This window comes from Intrasporangium flavum, assembly GCF_001956915.1.
In the GTDB taxonomy this organism is placed as follows: Bacteria; Actinomycetota; Actinomycetes; order Actinomycetales; family Dermatophilaceae; genus Monashia; species Monashia flava.
The window spans coordinates 43,398-61,990 of sequence record NZ_MLJO01000002.1; the positions used below are offsets into that span (position 1 = coordinate 43,398).

Sequence of the window (18,593 nt, forward strand, 5' to 3'; positions counted from 1 at the left end):
CATGCTCACGGTGATGGTGGACCTTCTCGTGCTGCCCGAGCGGCTCGACGACTTCCTCGACGCGATCACGCGCAACGCAGCGGCCAGCGTCCGCGACGAGCCGGGGTGCCTGCGCTTCGACGTGCACCGCAGCCTCGAGGACCCGTGCCGGTTCCTGCTGCACGAGGTGTACCGCGACCGCCCCGCGTTCGAGCGTGACCACCGGGCGGCGCCGCACTACGCCGAGTGGCTCGAGGCCGCACAACGCTGCCTCGCCAGAGCACGGCAGACCACGCTCTTCGAGACAGTCGCCCTGACCGGAGGCGACGCTGCGCCGGAGAGGAGCCCGGCGTGACGACGACAACGGGCCACCTGGTCGGCACCGCCCACAGCACCGGCTCGGTGCGCGAGCTGCGCGTCGGCGGGCGCACGCTGCGCTTCCACGACGTCACGACGGTGGCACCGGCGTCGATGCCGGTGAGTCGCCGCCTGCTCCTCGAGAACGTCCTGCGCTTCCACGACGGCTCCGCTTCCGGCGACGCCCAGGTGCGAGCCGTCGTCGAGGGCTCGTGCGCCACGCCCGTCGATCTTTACGCCTCGCGCGTGTTCCTCCACGACACCAACGGCGTCCCGACGCTCGTCGACCTCGCCGCGATGCGCGATGCCATGGCCGCGCTTGGCGAGGACCCCGCCCGCGTCAACCCGGTCATCGCCTCCGAGCTCGTCGTGGACCACTCGGTCATCGCCGACGTCTTCGGCACGGCGGAGGCGCGCGAGCGCAACGTCGAGCTCGAGTACGCCCGCAACCGCGAGCGGTACGAGTTCCTCCGGTGGGGCCAGGCCGCCTTCGACGGCTTCGAGGTCGTGCCGCCCGGCACCGGGATCATGCACCAGGTCAACGTCGAGCACCTGGCCCGCGTGGTCATGACCGAGGACGGCTGGGTCTTCCCGGACGTCTGCCTCGGCACCGACTCGCACACGACGATGGTCAACGGTCTCGGCGTCCTGGGCTGGGGCATCGGCGGCATCGAGGCCGAGGCCGCGATGCTCGGCCAGTCCATGTCGATCCAGGTGCCGCCGGTCGTCGGCGTCCACCTCGACGGCACGCTGCCGGCAGGCGCGACGGCGACCGACCTCGTGCTGACCATCACCAACGTGCTGCGGCGGCACGGCGTCATCGGGGCGTTCGTCGAGTTCACCGGGCCGGGCGTGGGCAGCCTGCCGCTCGCCGACCGCGTCACCATCTCGAACATGAGCCCCGAGTTCGGCTCGACGTGCGCGCTGTTCCCCATCGACGAGGAGACGCTGCGCTACCTGCGGATGACCGGCCGCGACGACGCGCACGTCGCTCTCGTCGAGGCCTACGCGCGGGCCCAGGGCCTCTGGCACGACACCGAGCGCACGCTCGAGTTCGACGCCACGGTGCGGCTCGACCTCTCGACCGTCGTGCCCTCCCTGGCCGGACCGTCGCGGCCCGAGGACCAAGTGCCCCTCGACGAGTCGAAGCGACGCTTCCGCGCTTCGTTGGCTGCGCTGTCCGGCCGGCCATTGGGCGAGTCTGCCTCTGCTGCAGTGCAGCTCGACGGTGTGGCGCACGAGGTCAGGGACGGTGCCGTCGCCATCGCCGCCATCACGTCGTGCACCAACACCTCGAACCCCGACGTCATGGTCGCCGCGGCGCTGCTCGCTCGTAACGCCGTGCGTGCCGGTTTGCGCACCAGGCCGTGGGTCAAGACCACTCTGAGCCCCGGCTCACGCGTTGTCATGGACTACTACGCCCGGGCCGGCCTCGTCGACGACCTCGAGACCCTGGGGTTCCACCTGACGGGCTACGGGTGCATGACGTGCATCGGCGCGTCGGGCCCGCTCGTCGACGAGGTGTCCCGGGCCGTGCGCGCGGGCGTCACCGTCGCGTCCGTGCTGTCCGGCAACCGCAACTTCGAAGGTCGCATCCAGCCCGAGGTCGCGATGAACTACCTCGCCTCGCCGCCCCTCGTGGTCGCGTACGCCCTCGCCGGCACGATGGACGTCGACCTCGCCACCGAGCCGCTCGGCCACGACCCCGATGGTGCGCCCGTCATGCTCGCCGACCTTTGGCCCGGGGCCGACGAGGTCCGCGAGGTCATCGCCGGCTCCCTGTCCGCGGACCTGTTCACCGCCGCGTACGCTGACGTCTTCAGCGGCGATGGTCGGTGGCAGGACGTCGCGGTCGCGCCCAGCGAGCTCTTCCCGTGGGACGACGCCTCGACCTACGTCCGCCGCCCGCCGTACCTCGACGGCATGACCCGCGACCCCCAGCCCGTGCGCGACATCACCGGCGCGCGCGTCCTGGTCAAGCTCGGCGACCTCGTCACGACCGACCACATCTCACCGGCTGGTGCCATCACCTCCGGCACCCCGGCGTCCGAGCACCTCGCCGACCGCGGGGTCACCGGCCGCGACCGCAACACCTACGCGTCGCGTCGGGGCAACCACGAGGTGATGATGCGCGGCGCGTTCGCCAACGTCCGGTTGCGCAACGGCGTCGCGCCGGGAACACGGGGCAGCCGCACTCGCGACTTCGCCCGAGACGGCGAGGTCACGACCGTGTACGACGCGGCCGCGTCCTACCGCGCGAGCGGCATCCCGACGGTCGTCGTCGCCGGCCGCGACTACGGCGGTGGCTCCTCCCGCGACTGGGCCGCCAAGGGACCCGCCCTGCTCGGGGTCCGAGCCGTCATCGCGCAGTCCTTCGAAAGGATCCACCGCTCCAACCTCGTCGCCATGGGCGTCATCCCCCTCGAGCTGCTCGATGCAGACCCCGACGACCTCGCGCCGACGGGGGAGGAGGTCATCGACATCACCGGCCTCGACGCGCTGGACACCGGGTCGGTCCCCGCCGCGGTCACCGTGCGAAACGGCGAGCGGACGTTCACCGCGCGTGTGCGCCTCGACACCCCACGCGAGGCCGACTACATCCGCCACGGCGGCGTCATGCCCTATGTCGTCCGCCAGATGCTCGGAAGGGATGCGTAGCCGCGAAGTAAGCAGAGCCACCCAGACGGAGACGACGGACGCCCGGCCGCATCGGCGGATGAGCCGGAGTGCGTAGCCGCCCTCAACGCGAGCTCGAAGGCATGTGTGCGGACGACGGCTCCCACCGCCAGCGCCAGCGCCAGCGCCACCGCCAGCGCCGGCGCCAGCGCCACCGCCACCGCCAGCGCCGGCGTGACCTGCAGGCCGGCTCTCGGCTCACATGTCCTGGTCGGGCGTCTCCTCCGTGGCGATGACGTGCATGACCGCGTTGATCAGGGCCAGGTGGGTGAAGGCCTGCGGGAAGTTGCCGAGGTGACGACCGGTGTGCGGGTCGATCTCCTCGCCGTAGAGCTCGAGCGGCCCGGCGAACGACAGCAGCTTCGCGCACAGCTCGTGCGCGCGCTTCGTCTCGCCGATCTCGGCCAGGGCCGACACGAGCCAGAAGGAGCAGATCGTGAAGGTGCCCTCCTCGCCGGCGAAGCCGTCGTCGGTCTCGTCGACGCGGTAGCGCAGCACCAGCCCGTCGACGGTGAGCTCGTCGGCGATCGCGAGGACCGTAGCCCTGATCCGCGGGTCGCCGGGCGGCAGGAACCGCACCAGCGGCGCGAGCAGCAGCGACGCGTCGAGGGCGTCGGTGTCGTAGTGCTGGACCAGCACCCCGCGGGCGTCGACGCCGTGGGTGAGGATGTCCTCCTTGATCTCGTCGGCGGCCAGCTGCCACTCGGCGGCCTGCGACTCGTAGCCGATCATCGAGGCGAGGCGTGCGCCGCGGTCGACGGCGACCCAGCACATGATCTTCGAGGACGTGAAGTGCTTGAGGTCGCCGCGCACCTCCCAGATGCCGGCGTCGGGCTCCCGCCAGTGCTTGAGCGCCGCCTCCACCTGCCGTCCGAGGATCGGCCAGATGCGCCCGTCGAGGTGGTCGGCCACCTTCGAGTGGAGGTACACCGAGTCGAGCAGGGCACCCCACACGTCGTGCTGCACCTGGCTGTGCGCCGCGTTGCCGACGCGCACGGGACGCGACCCGGCGTAGCCGGGCAGGTGGTCGAGGGTGGACTCGGGCAGGTCGCGCTCCCCGCCGATGCCGTACATGATCTGCAGGTCCTCGTCGCGTTCGGCCACGTCGGCGATGAACGAGAAGAAGTCCACGGCCTCCCAGTCGAACCCCAGCGAGTACAGCCCCCACAGGGCGAACGTCGCGTCCCTGATCCAGGTGTAGCGGTAGTCGTAGTTCCGTTGTCCGCCAATGGTTTCGGGCAGCGAGGTCGTCGCGGCAGCCGCGACGGCACCACTCGGGCTGTAGGTCAGGCCCTTGAGCGTCAGGGCGCTTCGCTGCAGGTAGGTGCGCCAGGGGTGGTCGGGGAAGTGGCCGCGAGCCAGCCAGTGCTGCCAGTGGTGCGCCGTCCACTCCAGGCGGTCGTGCGCCTGCGCGCTCGTCGTCGGCGGGGGCACCGCGCCCCACGACAGGGCCACGAAGCGCTCGTCGCCCTCCTTGAGCAGCGTCCGGGCCGTGGCCTGGCCGCCCTCGAAGCCGAGGCGGAAGTCGGTGGTGAGCCGCAGCGTCACGCCGGTGCCGTCGGCGTTCGCCCACCCCTCGTGGTAGCCGCCCTCGCCGTACTCCCACCGCACCGGCCTGCGCCCGTAGTCGAGGACCGGCTCGCACGCCATCACGGTCTGCACCTCACCGGACACGCAGCGGATGGTCCGCAGCAGCGTGTGCTCGGCGTCGTAGTCCATCGGCGTGCGGTGGTGCTTCTCCGACACCCCGTCGTCGTGGTGCCACGGCCCGATGAGCAGGACGTCGCGCACGATGATCCAGCCCGTCGACGTCCCCCAGCTCGTCTCGAGGATGTTGGTGCCCGGCAGGTAGCGCCGGGCGGTCGGCACGCTCGTGTCCGACGGCCCCAGCCGGAAGCGTCCCGCGTGCCGCCCCAGCAGGGCTCCGAAGATGCTCGCCGAGTCCAGCCGGGGCAGGCACATCCAGTCGATGTCGCCACCCGGGGCGACGAGCGCCGTCACCTCGCCGTCGGACAGGAAGCCGTAGTCGGCGATGGGCACCGTCTTGGTGTGCGCGTCGGCGGCTGTCTGCGCCGACGCGGCGACCGATCCGTCCATGTCCACAGCGTCCCCCCGGCGCTCGGGTACGGACAAGAGCACCGGGACGCTCCTCGGGACGGTCAGACGGACGTACCCTGATCCCGTGTCTGGCGTGCACAGGGAGCCGGAGGCGGACCTGACCCGGATGAGCGACCGGGAGCTGGTCCTCGAGCTGGCTCGTACGGAGGACCGGCTGCGCGAGGAGTCCACGACCGGGTCCCGGCCGCTGCCGGGCCAGACCGCTCGGCTGGCCGAGCTGCGCCGGCACGAACGGCGGCTGCGGGCCGAGCTGGCGCATCGCCGGGAGGCGCCCGACGCGCCCGACGCGCCACAGACCGACGCCTGACCTCGGCGCTGCCGGGGCACGCCACCGCCCGGCCCGCGCTGTTGGAGCCGGGCGATGACGCTGTGTCTGCGTGCTACCCACCCCGGGCCCGCTGATGCGGGTTCGTGGACATTTCGTCCGTCCGCCCGCGCTCTGGGCGCGGCCGTGGCCCGACCCCCGTCGGAGGGTCGGGCCACGGGGGAGACGGGCTCGAACGCTCGCCCGGCTCGGCTCGCCTCGGTCAGCTGAGGGGCGTGGCTGCCGTGACGAACTCGTTGGTGAAGGTCTTGGACAGGTCGATCGACTTGCCCTGGACCTTCGGGTTGAACTCGCCGAGGACGGCGAGGCACGTCTGCGGGCCGTCGGCCGGCATGAGTCCGGTGGGGTTGAAGATGCCCTTCTCGCTGTTGAGCGCCGCGACGTAGGCGTCCTTGCCGACGCCCTTGTAGTAGTCGGCCGGCATCTTGTCGGCGATGGCGGCGCCGTCGTGGGCCTGGATCCAGGCGAGCGTGGCGACGTAGGCGTTGACGAGCTTCTGCACCGTGGCCTTGTTGCTGTTGACCCACTCGGTCGGCATGTAGAGGGACGTTGCCGGATACGTGCCACCGAGCGCGGCCTTCGAGCCCGCGGCCGTGCGCATGTCGAGCAGGATGAAGGCCGTGCCGTCCGAGAGGGCCTTGCTCACGGTCGGCTCGGTCGTCATGCCGCAGGCGATCGTCTTCTGCTTCATCGCGGCGATGAACGTCTGACCGGCGCCGACGCCGCGGCGGGTCTCCTGCGTCGGGTCGACGCCGTTCTTCTTGCTGAGGTACTGGGTCAGGAAGTCGGTCGAGGAGCCGGTGTCGGTGATGCCGAGCGCCTGGCCCTTGAAGTCGGCCGGGCTCTTGATGGTGCCCTTGAGGTCGCTGCGGCACAGCTCGACCTCGCCGGGGATCTGGAGCATCGACACGACGGCCTCGGAGGACTTGCCCTGGGCCTGGAGGGCGATGTTGTGGTCGTAGAACCCGCCGACGCCCTGGACCTGCCCGGCGAGCATGTTCTGCGTCGCGTCGCCCCCGGCGGGCTCGTCGACGAGGTTCACGTTGACGCCGGCCTTGGCGTAGTAGCCGAGCTGCTTGGCGAGCATGAACGGCAGGTAGATCTGCTTGCTCATGCCGCCGACCATGATCGTCACGGTGGGGGCGTTGGCGTCGACCGACCCGGCCGTGCCGGAGGCGCCGGAGGCGCTGTTGGCGCACGCTGCCATCGTCGAGGCGGCGAGCAGGGCGGCGCCGAGCGCGCCGAATCGCTTGGTGTTCAAGGGAACTCTCCTTTGAGTCTGTTGTGGTTCTGGTGCTGGAGGTGCAGGCGTCGGCGGGCTACTCGTGCGCGCCTCCTCCGTGGGTCTGGGGCGGACGCCACCGGAGGAGCCGGCGCTCGAGGAGGGTGATGAGACCCTCGGCGGTCAGGGCGATGGCGGCGACGAGCACCATGCCGGCGAGGACGCCGTTCATGTCGAAGTTGTTCTGCGAGGACCGGATGAGCAGGCCGAGCCCCTCGTTGGCGCCGAGGATCTCGCCGACGAGCGCGCCGATGAGGGCGAAGCCGAAGCTGATGTGCAGGCTCGCGAGGATCCACGTGAACGCCGACGGCAGGACGACGTCGCGGGTCACCCGCCACCGCGACGCCCCGAGCAGGCGGGCGTTGGCCACGAGGTTGCGGTCGACCTCGCGGCTGCCCTGGAAGGCGTTGAAGAAGACGCCGAAGAAGACGAGGACGACCGCGAGGATGACCTTCGACTGGATCCCGAAGCCGAACGCGACCGTGAAGATCGAGCCGAGGATGATGCGCGGGATCGAGTTGGCGGCCTTGAGGAACGGGGCGAAGATCTCCGAGAGGATCTGGATGCGGCCGAGGGCGATGCCGAGGACGACACCGAGGACCGAGCCGATGACGAACCCGAGCACGGCCTCCTCGAGGGTCACGACGATCTGGGCGCCCAGCGAGCCCTGCGGTGTGCCGACGGTGACCCAGTCGACGAGCGTGCTCCACACGCCGGTGGGCTCGCCCCAGAAGAACGGGTCGACGACCCCGGCGTGCACGCACAGCTGCCAGGCCCCGAGGAGGACGACGACGATCCCGAGCCGCGCGGCGGCGAGCCGGACGCGTCGGCGCCGGACCGCGGCCCGTGGGTCGGTGCGGGGCTCGGTGGTGGCGGCGGACGCGTCGACCCGGTCGGCGGCGGGCGCGCGCCCCGGCGTCGGGCTCCCCGGCGTCGGGCGGTCGGTGGCCGTGGCGGGGACGGGGGCGGGGCCCCCTGCGGTCGTGTCGATCACGAGGCCACCTCCGCCAGACGCGTCGTGCGTGCGTAGGCCTCCGCGACCTCGGCCCGCAGCGCCTCCCAGATCTCGCCGTAGAGGCGCGTGAAGCGCGGGTCGAGCCGGATCTCCTGGACGACGCGCGGCCGCGGCAGGTCGATCTCGAACTCGGCCTTGACGGTGCCGGGTCCGGCGGTGATCACGACGACCTTGTCGGCGAGGGCGATCGCCTCCTCGAGGTCGTGCGTCACGAAGACGACGGCCGGACGCGTCTGGTCCCACAGGTGCAGCAGCTCGGTCGACATGATCGCCCGGGTCTGCACGTCGAGGGCGCTGAACGGCTCGTCCATGAGCAGGATCCGGGGCTGGTTGACGAGCGTCTGGGCCAGGGCGACGCGCTTGCGCATGCCGCCGCTCAGCTGGTGCGGGTAGCGGTCCTCGAAGCCCGACAGGCCGACGCGGCGCAGCCAGTCACGGGCCAGGCCCGTGGCCTCCGCCCGGGAGCGGCCGCGGTAGAGCGGTCCGGCCGCGACGTTGTCGAGGACCGAGCGCCACGGGAAGACGGCGTCCTGCTGGAAGACGAACCCGGTGCTCGTGTCGATGCCCCGCACGGGCTCGCCGTGCACGACGGCCTCGCCGCGGGTGGGGCGCTCGAGCCCGGAGACGAGCGTCAGGGTCGTGGACTTGCCGCAGCCGGTCGGTCCGACGACGGCGCAGAACTGGCCGTCCTCGACCGTCAGGCTCAGGTCCTGGATGGCGGTGTAGCTGCCGCCCCCACTCGTGGGGAAGGTCTTGGTGACGCTGCGTAGCTCGATGGCGGCCATGGGCCGGAACCCTTTCTCCTCGTTGAGTTGCGTCACCGTAGGAGTGGGCCCGCCGCGGCCTGAAGCCTTGTGCGCCTTGGCCGTGATAGTCGCGTTGTCCGTGGTTTTGTGCGTTCTGCTCAGTCATGCTGGATCGCGTCCCCGACGGCGTGAGGAGAGGTATGCCGAGGTTTGCCCGGACGCTGGCGTCCCGGATCCTCCTGGCCGTGCTCGGCATCGTCGTGGTGACGATGGCCGTCGGGTTCGGCTTCTACACGCGTCTCACGGGGCAGGCCGCCGACGCGCACGCCATCGACCAGGCGAGCAGCGTGGCCGTCACCGTCGGGCGCATCCCGGCCGTGGCGTCGGCGGTCGAGCAGGGCGACCCCGGGCACGTCCTGCCCCAGCTGGCCGAGCACATCCGGTCGGCCACCCAGGCCTCCTACGTCGTGATCATCGACAGCGCCGGGGTGCGGTACTCGCACCCGAACCCGGCCCTCATCGGGCAGCGCGTCGAGGAGCCCGTCGTGGCCCTCGACGGGCAGGTGCACACCGGTATCGACGAGGGCAGCCTCGGCCGGTCGGCCAACTCGCGCGCCCCGATCCTCGACGCGTCGGGCCGCCCGATCGGCGAGGTGTCGGTCGGCATCCTCGAGTCCGAGGTCGGCGTGCGGGTGTCGGCGGAGGTGACCGACATCGCGCTGTACAGCCTCGTGGCCCTCGGGCTCGGCGTCGTCGCCTCGCTCCTGCTGGCGCGGGCCATCAAGCGGGTCACCTTCGGGGTCGAGCCTGCCGAGATCGTCGCGCTCGTCCAGGAGCGCGAGGCGATGCTGCACGGCATCCGCGAGGGCGTGCTCGGCATCGACGCCGACGGCGCGATCAACGTCCTCAACGACGAGGCGCGCCGGCTCCTCGGGCTCGAGGCCGCCCGGCTCGGCCAGCAGGTCGAGGAGGTCGTGCCACCCGGTCGCCTGCGGACGGTCGTCACCGGCGAGGCCGAGGGCACCGACCTCGTCGTCGTCACCGACGAGCACCTGCTCGTCCTCAACCGGATGCCGGTCGTCGTCGGCGGCCGCGACGCGGGGTCGGTGGTGACGATCCGCGACCGCACCGAGCTGGAAGGCCTTCTGCGGCAGCTGGACTCGGTCGAGGGACTGAGTACCGCCCTGCGCGCCCAGGAGCACGAGTTCTCCAACCGGCTGCACGTGCTGTCGGTGCTGCTGGAGATGGGCGAGGTGGAGGAGGCGACCCGCTACAGCCAGCAGCTCTGGCAGGAGACGTCGCTGGCCAGCGAGGACATCCGCTCGCGGGTCGCCGCTCCCGTCGTCGCCGCCCTCCTGCTCGCCAAGACGACGGTGGCCGCCGAGCACGACGTCGTGGTGAGCCTCGACCCGACGAGCCGCGTCGAGGCCGACGACGTCGAGGGCCTGCCGGTCACGACGGTGCTCGGCAACCTCGTCGACAACGCCGTCGACGCGGTCGCGGGCGACCCCACCACCGCCGGACGCCACCCCCGCGGTGAGGTCGTCGTGCGCCTGGTGCGCCAGGACGGCGTCCTGCACCTGTCGGTCACCGACTCCGGCCCCGGCATCCCGGCCGACCGCCTCGAGGACGTCTTCGTCGACGGGTACTCGACGAAGAGCCCACGTGGGGCGATGCGTCGGGGCGTCGGGCTCGCCCTCGTGCACCGCCTCGTGACGCGCGCCGGCGGGACGATCACGGCGAGCTCGCCGGGCGGGGCCCGGTTTGAGGTGGCCCTGCCGCTCCGGGTGCGGGAGGGGGCCGCATGATCGAGGTGCTCGTCGTCGACGACGACTACCACGTGGCCCACGCCCACGCCCTGGCCGTGGGGCGGGTCGAGGGCTACCGCGTCGTGGGGGAGGCCCACACCGGGGCCGAGGCCGAGCGGCTCGTCGGCGATCTGGCTCCCGACCTCGTCCTGCTCGACATGTACCTGCCCGACTTCACCGGCCTCGACCTCGTGCGACGGCTCGCGGCGAGCGGGCGACCCGTGCCCGACTTTCTCCTCGTCACGGCGGCCAGGGACCTCGAGTCGGTGCGCACGGCGATGCAGCTCGGCGCCTTCTACTACCTCGTCAAGCCCTTCACCTTCGCCGCGCTGCGCGAGCAGCTGGAGGCCTACCGGGCCTGGGCGGAGCGGCTGGGCCGCGCGCCGGCCGGGGAGGACGAGCTCGACCAGGACGTCGTCGACGCCCTCTACACGCTGCGCGGCACGCCACCGCGCCGCGCGACCACGGTCCGCGGGCTCCAGCCGACGATGGCGCGGGTCCTCGAGATCGTCACGGAGGCGCCGTCGCCGGTCGGGGCGGCCGAGGTGGCCCAGATCCTCGGGGCGAGCCGCCCGACCGCGCAGCGCTACCTCGCCTCGCTCGTCAAGAAGCAGCTCATCGACCTCGACCTGTCCTACGGGTCCACCGGGCGCCCGGAGCACCGCTACCTGCCGCGTCGCCGCTGACCCGGGCTGGCGCCCGCCGACCGGCACCGGCCCGGAACGAGTGGGGATGGGTCCTGCTTCTCAGCGTGGTCTCAGGCGGCGTCGGCCAGTCTCGGGGCCGCCGGAACGTCCGGCGGGGGCACCGTGCCCTCTGGCTGAACGAGCCGATACGACCGTTGCGAGGAAATCCACCATGCCTGACACCGTCAGTACCGTTCTCGAGCAAGGACGCAGCCGCTTGTTTCTCGAGCAAGGACGCAGCCGCTTGTCGAGTACACCCCTGCTCAACAAGGTTCCAGCCATCACGGCCACGTTCTGGCTGATCAAGATCCTGTCCACGACGATCGGCGAGACCTTCGCCGACTACCTGGCAGTCCAGGTCGGCCTGGGCACGGCGGTCACCGACGGGGCGATGATGACGCTCCTCGCCATCGCCCTCGTCGCCCAGCTGCGGGCCCGTCGGCTCGTCCCGTGGCTCTACTGGCTCACCGTCGTGCTCGTCAGCATCGTCGGCACCCAGATCACCGACTTCTTCACCGACACCCTCGGCGTGAGCCTCTACGTCAGCACCGCGGTCTTCACCGTCATCCTCGCCGTGGTCTTCACGGTCTGGTGGCGTCAGGAGCGCACCCTGGCGATCACGGCGATCGACACCCCGCGACGCGAGCGCTACTACTGGGGTGCGATCCTCACGACGTTCGCCCTCGGCACGGCCGGCGGCGACCTCGCCACCGAGGCCCTGTCGCTCGGTTTCCGTAACGGGGCCTTCATCTTCGGCGGCCTCATCCTCGGGGTGTGGCTCGGCCGGCGCCTCGGCCTCAACGCCGTGCTGGCATTCTGGATCGCCTACGTGTTGACGCGTCCGCTCGGCGCCTCGCTGGGCGATCTGCTGACCCAGGCTCGCGACTTCGGCGGCCTCGGCCTCGGCGCGAGCCTCACCAGCCTCGTCTTCCTTGCCGTCATCGTCGCCCTCGTTGCACGCGAGCAGGTCAACGCGACCCGGCACGGAATCCGGGCCAAGGGCGAGGCGCCGGCCGTCAGCCCGCACCGGGACTACGCCTGGGCCGCCGCAGGTGCGGTCGCCGTTGTGGCCGCGGCCGTCGTGCTCGCACCGTCACCGACGCCCGCCGTGGCCGCCCCCACCGCAGCCGGGACCGCGGGGAAGCCAGCGCCTGTCAACCCGCTCGAGGCAGACCCGACCTCGCCGATCGGCGACCTGCGCCCGTTCGCCGTCATCGTCGACGACGTGGCAGCCAGGACGAAGAAGGGCGACCTGTCGGCGGCGACGGCACGGATCAAGGACCTCGAGGTCGCGTGGGACAACGGGGAGGCAGCCATGAAGCCTGCCTCGCCAGACGACTGGCACGCCATGGACTCGGCGATCGACGCCGCCCTGACCGCGCTGCGGGCCACGCCGCCCACGAAGGCGGCGAGCCTGTCGGCTCTGACGTCCCTGCAGTCCACCATCGGCACGCTCGAGAAGAAGCAGTAGCAGTCGCTCGGGCACAATCGAGAGCGCGGCGCGCACACGCCGCATACGACCCCGAGGCATGCGCCCCGGGCGGAATCGGAAGGACTCAGACCGTTGGCTCGTCTCCGGTCGCGCCCGGGAGTGCGTCGCCAGGCGACGGTCGCCGCCGCGGTGGTGGTGGCCGTCGCCCTCCTGGTGGGCGGCTCCCTCCTGGTGCTCGTGCTGCAGCGTGCCCTGACCCAGACGCTGCAGGACAGCATCACCGCGATCGTCAACGAGGACGCGAGCGTGCTCGCGGCCAGGGGGACGCCGGGACTCGAGCTCAGCGAACGAGACGAGGGCCCGGACAACGTTCTCGTGCAAGTGATCTCACGGCAAGGCAGTACCGACACAGTCGTGTACACCTCGCGGCCGAACCGGACCGCTCCGGTCACGGACCTGGCACCCCGGGACGGACAGACGCTCGTCAGCGGCCGCTCGCTGCTGCCGCGGCCGCAGTCCCTGCAGGCCCCCCTGGTAGTGGCCCGCGGCGTCGACCACGCGGACACGCCGTACGTGCTCGTGGCGTCCGCCTCGCAGAGCACGCGCGAGCAGGCCGTGCTCACCACAGCGTCGCTGCTGTCGGCGGCCGTGCCGCTGCTCGTCGGGCTCACGGCGCTCGTCACGTGGTGGCGCGTCGGTCGGGCGCTCGCCTCCGTCGAGGCGATCCGGGCCCAGGTCGAGCGCACCGGCGCCTCGCACCTCCACGACCGCGTACCGGTCCCGCCGACCGACGACGAGGTCGCCCACCTCGCGGAGACCATGAACTCCATGCTCGCGCGTCTGGAGTCCGCCCAGCAGGCGCAGCGGCGGTTCGTGGCCGATGCGAGCCACGAGCTGCGCTCACCCCTCGCGACGATCCGGACGTCGTCGGAGCTCGTAGGACCCGGGAACGCGGAGACGTCGTGGGAGCAGCTGGGACCGATCGTGCGGGCCGAGACGGAGCGGATGGGCCGGCTCGTCGACAACCTGCTGCTCCTGTCACGCGCGGACGACGCGTCGCTGGCCGAGGTCCGGCGCGAGGTCGACCTCGACGACCTCGTCGACGCAGAGGCCCGGCGGCTGCGCGGCCTCGGCGGGGTCACCGTCCGGCTCGACAACGCTCCGGTGCGCGTCCTCGGCGACGAGCACCAACTCCAGCAGGTGCTCCGGAACCTGCTCGACAACGCGGCCAGGCACGCCCGCGGGGCCGTGGAGGTCACCGTCTCCACCGACGACGGGCAGGCGATCGTCCGGGTCGACGACGACGGGCCCGGGATCCCGGTCGAGGATCGGCATCGCGTCTTCGATCGCTTCGTCCGCCTCGACGCGAGCCGGTCTCGCAGCTCCGGCGGCGCCGGCCTCGGCCTCGCCATCGCGAGGGAGCTGGCGGCCGCGCACGGCGGGACGTTGTTCGCGACCGACTGCACCGGCGGTGGTGCGCGGTTCGAGCTGACCCTTCCGCTCGCCCCGGCAGACGCGCCCTCCGTCCCACCGGCCTGACCGGGGAGGGAGCTCAGCCGGGGTCGCTCTCGAGGAGCCGGTAGCCCGCTCCCCGCACCGTCTCGATGCTCGACGAGGAGAACGGCGCGTCGATCTTGCGACGCAGGTACCCGACGTAGACCTCGACGATGTTGACGTCGCCGTCATAAGCCGGGTCCCAAACGGCGTCGAGGATCGCGGCCTTCGTGACGACCTCCCCGACGTGCATCATTAGGAAAGTCAGGAGCGCGAACTCCTTGGTGGTCAAAGGGATCTCGGTGCCGCCACGACGCACCCGACGGCGCGCGGGATCGAGCGACAGCGACCCCGCCGTCAGCACAACCGGCCGCTCGGGGGCACCACGGCGGATGAGGGCCCGCAGCCGGGCGACGAGCACGACGAAGCTGAACGGCTTGGTCAGGTAGTCGTCGGCCCCGAGGTTGAACGCTTCGGCCTGGTCGTGCTCGCCGTCGACGGCCGTCAGCATGAGTGTCGGGGTCCACACCCCGGCGTCGCGGAGGCGTTCGACGACCTCGTAGCCGTTGAGCTTCGGCAGCATGATGTCGAGCACGATCGCGTCGTAGACGGACTCCGACGCGGCCCACAGTCCGTCCTGACCGTCGTGGCACACGTCGACGACGAAGCCCTCCCGGGACAGACCCCGGCGCACCACCTCGGCGAGGGGGCGCTCGTCCTCGACCAGCAGGATGCGCACTGGTCAGGCCCTCCCGCGGGTCGCCGAGGCGGCGGCGTCGTGGCTCATGCCTGCGACCCTACGGGTCCGCACCTGAGTCCTCGCTGAGCGGAAGCAGCGGCCCCGCAGGAGAGGTGGCCGGGAGCCCTGGGCGCCCGACCACCTCACCACGCGCTCCGACCGGACCCGGCCGGCTCAGGCTGTCACGGCAGGTCGGCCAGCTGCTGGGAGGAGGCCGCGCTCTGGAAGCCCCGCAGGGGCAGGAAGACGCCCTGGGCGCCGACGACCTGCTGTCCCTGCTTGCTGATGACGAACCTGATGAGCTCGCGCAGCACGGGGTCCAGCTGCCGGCCCGGCTTCTTGTTGACGTTGAGGTAGACGAGCCGGCTCAGCGGGTACTGCGCCGAGGCGACGTTCTCGTACGTCGGCGCGTACGCCGGGTCGTTGTCGTGGTTGCTCAGCGAGAGCACCTTGACGGGCTGGTCGACGTAGGCCATCCCGGTGTAGGCGATGCCGTACGGGTCGTCCTCGACGTGCTTGGCCTGGTTGAAGACCGTGGTGTCCCACGAGACGTCGGGGTCGGCCGGCTGGCTGCCCACGGCCTCGGCGGAGCGCCACTCGCCGCGCTCGCCGTTGTAGTTGAGCACCCTCTCGCGGACGAACTCCTCGAAGCCGTTCCACGGCTTGATGCCGTACACGTGGATCGGCTTGTCCTGCCACTCACCGGTCAGGCCGAGGTCGCCCCACGTGCGGATCGGCGTGCCGCCGCGGTGGTGCGTGGTGGACAGCAGGCGGTCGAGCTGATCGAAGGAGAGCTTGTTGATCGGGTTGTCCTTGTTGACGACGAAGCCCATGGAGTCGAGGAACCCGAAGTGGCGGTAGCTGCCGCCGGAGATCGGGATCGAGGTCGGGCCGTAGCCGAACTTGTCGCGGAAGGCGACGTCGTCGGAGGGCTTGAGCTCGCGCGAGACGAAGACGCAGTCGAGCTTGCCGTCGATGAGGGCGAGCGCCCCGAGGCTGCCCGCGTAGGGCGGGTCGATGTTGATGTGCACCTTCGGGTACATCCGGGTGAACTCCGCGACCCAGTCCTTGGACAGGGCCGCGAGCACGTCGGACGCGCCGCAGTCGTAGGTCCCGCGCAGCGCGTTCCGCTGGAGTGGGCGGTAGGACGTGAGGGCGGGGTCGGGGGTCGGCTGGAGCAGCTCGGGCGTCGGCGTGGGGCGGCCGTGCTCCTTGTTGAACTCGTCCTGGGCGTCGGTCTGCTTCGTCACAGTCTTCTGGGGGGCGATGGCCCACAGGGTCAGGTCCTTGGCCGTCGTGTTCGTCTCGGCCAGGCCCACGGCGGCGCCGGTGGCGGTCAGTGCGGCGCAGGCCACGGCGACGGTGGCGAGGCGGAGTGGGGGTCGTTTCATCTCGCGGCTCCTCGTTGAGCGGTCGGTTGTCACGGCGCGCCACAACGTAGGAATGCCTCTGTGCGGGAACAAGATTGCGAAGGTTGGCGGCATTGAGTTCATAAAGGTCGTGGTGACCGACGGCTGATCCGGGAGCCGGGGCGGGGCTAGGGTGCGGCTGTGCAGGAGAGGCGTTCGGCCGACGGTGGCCGGGCCCGCCCGGCTGGGCCCGGGCCGGCGCGGCGCTCGCGCCTGCGGCTGCGCGACCAGGTGATCCTGCTCGTCACCGGACTGGTCGCCCTGACCCTGCTGCTGTCGGTCGCCGTCGCGGCGTACACCGTCCGTGGCATCGTCGAGCGCCAGTTCGAGATCAGGGCCCTCACGGTCGCCCGGGCGGCCGCACTCGACACGAGGCTCGCCCCGTGGCTCGACGGCCCGGCCACCCGCGACGGGCCGGTGCAGGCGGCGGCCGAGCGCGTGCGGGTCGGCACCAACGTGCAGGCGGTCGTCGTCCTCGACGCGAACGGCGTCCGGTACAGCCACCCCGACGCCTCCCGCGTAGGCAGCCCGGTGCGGGTCGACCTGGACCCGGTCCTCGCGGGGGCCGAGACGATGTCGGTCGAGGACGACGCGGAGGGTCCGGCGGCCCGGGCGCGCGTGCCCCTGCGGGACGCCGCCGGGCGGGTCGTCGGGGTCGTCAGCGTGGGGCTCGGCATGGGGCGCGTCGAGGACAGCGTGTGGGCCCTGACGCGGGGGCTCGTGGCGGCGGCGGTCGTGGTCCTCGTGCTCGGCGTGCTGGGCGCCTTCGTCCTCGCCCGACGCCTGAGGCGGACCACGCACGGGCTCGAGCCGGCCGAGATGGCGGACCTGCTGCGCGGGCAGCAGGCGCTGCTCGAGGGGGTCAAGGACGGCGTCGTGGCCCTCGACCCGGACGGGGTGGTGACGGCCGCCAACGAGGAGGCGCACCGCCTCATGGGCACCCGCCCCGGGGTCTCCCCGGAGTCGGCGCGGGCTGGGCTGCCGGACGAGGTGCAGGCCCTGCTCGCCCGCCCGGAGCCCCCGCGAGGCGAACTGACCGTGGTCGGCGACCACACCGTCGTGGCCACCCGGCTCGCGGTCGTCCGCGACGGCCGCGACCTCGGCACGGTGCTCGTGCTGCGCGACGAGTCCGACCTCGACGACCTGGCGCGCGAGCTCGAGGCCACGCGGGCCCTCGGCGACGCGCTGCGGGCGCAGGCCCACGAGTACACCAACCGGATCCACACGGTGGCCGGCCTGCTGCGCCTCGGGCACGTGCCGCAGGCCCGGGAGTACCTCGTGCAGCTGCAGGCGTCCACGGCGTGGGGCGAGCTCGTCGACGACCCGTACCTGGCCGGGCTGCTCACGGCGAAGGCGGCCGTGGCGTCCGAGGCCGGCGTCGTGCTCCGCGTGGGCGACACGACGTGGGTCGACCGGCCGCTCCGGCACCCGCTCGACTGCGTGACGGTCGTCGGCAACCTCATCGACAACGCGGTCCGCGCCGCGCAGTCGGCGGCCACGCCGGACGGCGACGAACCGTGGGTCGAGGTGACCCTGCTGGCCGACGCCGCCGACCTCGTCGTGCACGTCGTGGACTCGGGCCCCGGCGTCGCCACCGAGGACCGCGAGGCGATCTTCCGTCCCGGCTTCACGACGCGTCCCGGCGGTTCGGTCGACCGCCGCGACCACGGGCTCGGGCTGGCCCTGGCGCGGCGCACCGCGAGGCGGCACGGCGGGGACGTCGAGCTCGTCGACCCCGGCAGCGCCGACCACGGGGCGGCCTTCTCGGCCCGGCTCGAGCACGTCGTCGAACCGGCGACCGTGGCCGGGCGCACATGAGCGGCGCGACGGTGGCCGCGCGTCCGAGGCGGTGGGGGCCATGACGGTGCTGCGCGTCCTCGTCGTCGACGACGACTTCCGCGTGGCCCGCCTGCACGCCGACGCGATCGACGCCCTGGCGGAGTGCGAGGTGGTCGGCCAGGCGCGGACGGCAGCCGAGGCGCTCCTGCTGGCGCGGACGCAGCACCCGGACCTCGTCCTGCTCGACGAGTACCTGCCCGACGCCCCCGGCTCCAGCCTCCTCGGCCGCCTCGGCGCGCCGGCCATCCTGGTCACGGCGGCCAACGACACCGCCACGGTGCGTCGGGCGCTGGCCGCCGGCGCGGTGAACTACATCCTCAAGCCCTTCGACCTCGACCTGCTCGTGGAGCGCGTCACGGCGTACGCGCGCACGCGGGCCAGCCTGAGCGGCTCGGGACCGATCGAGCAGGCCGAGATCGACCGCGCGATCGCCCGGATCCACGGGACCGCCCGCGCTGAGGGCGGCGGCCGTCGTGGCGGGTCCGAGGCCACCGCGGCCCTCGTCCGCGACGCCCTCGCCGAGGCGTCGGGGGCGCTGACGGCGAGCGAGGTCGCGGAGCGGATCGGCGTCTCGCGCGTCACCGCGCAGCGCTACCTGTCCGACCTGGCTCGGGTCGGCCGGGCCACGATCACCCTCGCCTACGGCTCGGCCGGGCGCCCCGAGCACAGCTACACGTGGGTCGGCTGA

General features: G+C 72.2%; 15 protein-coding genes. 9 read left to right on the forward strand and 6 right to left on the reverse strand.

The features are described from left to right. Positions 1 to 13: 13 nt before the first annotated feature. Both BIV28_RS01105 and acnA read left to right on the forward strand, forming a co-directional pair. Complete coding sequence (locus BIV28_RS01105; RefSeq protein WP_207555688.1) at positions 14 to 334, forward strand: putative quinol monooxygenase; 321 nt, start codon at positions 14 to 16, stop codon at positions 332 to 334. Next, positions 331 to 2,994 (forward strand): aconitate hydratase AcnA, encoded by a 2,664-nt coding sequence (acnA, locus tag BIV28_RS01110; RefSeq protein WP_207555689.1) that lies wholly within the window; start codon positions 331 to 333, stop codon positions 2,992 to 2,994. Before BIV28_RS01105 ends, acnA begins: the two co-directional genes overlap by 4 nt. A 216-nt stretch (positions 2,995 to 3,210) precedes the next feature. Here acnA and BIV28_RS01115 read toward each other — a convergent pair whose 3' ends face one another. Further along, positions 3,211 to 5,109, reverse strand: coding sequence for a glycoside hydrolase family 15 protein (locus tag BIV28_RS01115; protein WP_076258572.1), 1,899 nt, complete (start codon positions 5,107 to 5,109; stop codon positions 3,211 to 3,213). A gap of 85 nt (positions 5,110 to 5,194) precedes the next feature. Here BIV28_RS01115 and BIV28_RS19835 point away from each other — a divergent pair, with 85 nt between their 5' ends. Next, complete coding sequence (locus BIV28_RS19835; RefSeq protein WP_207555690.1) at positions 5,195 to 5,437, forward strand: hypothetical protein; 243 nt, start codon at positions 5,195 to 5,197, stop codon at positions 5,435 to 5,437. Between the two features lie 220 nt (positions 5,438 to 5,657). On the opposite strand, the gene BIV28_RS01125 is transcribed toward BIV28_RS19835, so the two are convergent. Genes BIV28_RS01125 through BIV28_RS01135 form a run of 3 tightly spaced genes read right to left on the reverse strand, consistent with a single transcriptional unit; the run spans position 5,658 to position 8,537 of the window. After that, the gene (locus tag BIV28_RS01125) at positions 5,658 to 6,716 is read right to left on the reverse strand and encodes an ABC transporter substrate-binding protein (protein ID WP_207555691.1); all 1,059 of its coding nucleotides are present in this window, start codon (positions 6,714 to 6,716) and stop codon (positions 5,658 to 5,660) included. Positions 6,717 to 6,774: 58 nt separating this feature from the next. Then, a complete protein-coding gene (locus tag BIV28_RS01130) occupies positions 6,775 to 7,731 on the reverse strand; it encodes an ABC transporter permease (RefSeq protein WP_207555692.1) in 957 nt (318 codons plus the stop codon). Next, complete coding sequence (locus tag BIV28_RS01135) at positions 7,728 to 8,537, reverse strand: ABC transporter ATP-binding protein (protein WP_076258575.1); 810 nt, start codon at positions 8,535 to 8,537, stop codon at positions 7,728 to 7,730. Before BIV28_RS01135 ends, BIV28_RS01130 begins: the two co-directional genes overlap by 4 nt. Before the next feature lie 161 nt (positions 8,538 to 8,698). On the opposite strand from BIV28_RS01135, the gene BIV28_RS01140 reads away from it, so the two are divergent. The 4 genes from BIV28_RS01140 to BIV28_RS01155 all read left to right on the forward strand — a co-directional run bounded on the left by BIV28_RS01140 (position 8,699) and on the right by BIV28_RS01155 (position 13,963). Next, entirely contained in the window at positions 8,699 to 10,306 is a 1,608-nt protein-coding gene (locus tag BIV28_RS01140; RefSeq protein ID WP_207555693.1) for an ATP-binding protein, read from the forward strand. Beyond that, a complete protein-coding gene (locus BIV28_RS01145) occupies positions 10,303 to 10,992 on the forward strand; it encodes a response regulator (protein WP_076258579.1) in 690 nt (229 codons plus the stop codon). The genes BIV28_RS01140 and BIV28_RS01145 overlap by 4 nt, the downstream gene beginning before the upstream one ends. Positions 10,993 to 11,236: 244 nt before the next feature. After that, complete coding sequence (locus BIV28_RS01150) at positions 11,237 to 12,463, forward strand: COG4705 family protein (protein WP_076258580.1); 1,227 nt, start codon at positions 11,237 to 11,239, stop codon at positions 12,461 to 12,463. Between the two features lie 93 nt (positions 12,464 to 12,556). Next, positions 12,557 to 13,963, forward strand: a complete 1,407-nt coding sequence (locus BIV28_RS01155; protein WP_076258582.1) for a sensor histidine kinase — start codon at positions 12,557 to 12,559, stop codon at positions 13,961 to 13,963. A 13-nt stretch (positions 13,964 to 13,976) separates the two neighbouring features. Here the strand turns inward: BIV28_RS01155 and BIV28_RS01160 are convergent, their stop codons facing one another. Then, positions 13,977 to 14,657 carry a response regulator transcription factor gene (locus BIV28_RS01160; protein ID WP_076258584.1) on the reverse strand — a complete coding sequence of 227 codons (681 nt, stop codon included), beginning with the start codon at positions 14,655 to 14,657 and terminating at the stop codon, positions 13,977 to 13,979. Between the two features lie 182 nt (positions 14,658 to 14,839). Beyond that, positions 14,840 to 16,048, reverse strand: a complete 1,209-nt coding sequence (locus BIV28_RS01165; RefSeq protein WP_076258585.1) for a PstS family phosphate ABC transporter substrate-binding protein — start codon at positions 16,046 to 16,048, stop codon at positions 14,840 to 14,842. A gap of 159 nt (positions 16,049 to 16,207) precedes the next feature. Between BIV28_RS01165 and BIV28_RS01170 the strand changes: the two genes are divergently transcribed. After that, positions 16,208 to 17,884, forward strand: a complete 1,677-nt coding sequence (locus BIV28_RS01170) for a sensor histidine kinase (RefSeq protein ID WP_083706932.1) — start codon at positions 16,208 to 16,210, stop codon at positions 17,882 to 17,884. 40 nt (positions 17,885 to 17,924) lie between these two features. Then, positions 17,925 to 18,593 carry a response regulator gene (locus BIV28_RS01175; protein WP_207555694.1) on the forward strand — a complete coding sequence of 223 codons (669 nt, stop codon included), beginning with the start codon at positions 17,925 to 17,927 and terminating at the stop codon, positions 18,591 to 18,593.

What these genes read in the sequence shown, in the direction of transcription:
- BIV28_RS01105 (WP_207555688.1), top strand. Translation starts at nt 14, where the DNA reads ATGGTGGACCTTCTCGTGCTGCCCGAGCGGCTCGACGACTTCCTCGAC.
- BIV28_RS01115 (WP_076258572.1), bottom strand. Translation starts at nt 5,109, where the DNA reads ATGGACGGATCGGTCGCCGCGTCGGCGCAGACAGCCGCCGACGCGCAC.
- BIV28_RS01135 (WP_076258575.1), bottom strand. Translation starts at nt 8,537, where the DNA reads ATGGCCGCCATCGAGCTACGCAGCGTCACCAAGACCTTCCCCACGAGT.
- BIV28_RS01140 (WP_207555693.1), top strand. Translation starts at nt 8,699, where the DNA reads ATGCCGAGGTTTGCCCGGACGCTGGCGTCCCGGATCCTCCTGGCCGTG.
- BIV28_RS01145 (WP_076258579.1), top strand. Translation starts at nt 10,303, where the DNA reads ATGATCGAGGTGCTCGTCGTCGACGACGACTACCACGTGGCCCACGCC.
- BIV28_RS01165 (WP_076258585.1), bottom strand. Translation starts at nt 16,048, where the DNA reads ATGAAACGACCCCCACTCCGCCTCGCCACCGTCGCCGTGGCCTGCGCC.
- BIV28_RS01175 (WP_207555694.1), top strand. Translation starts at nt 17,925, where the DNA reads ATGACGGTGCTGCGCGTCCTCGTCGTCGACGACGACTTCCGCGTGGCC.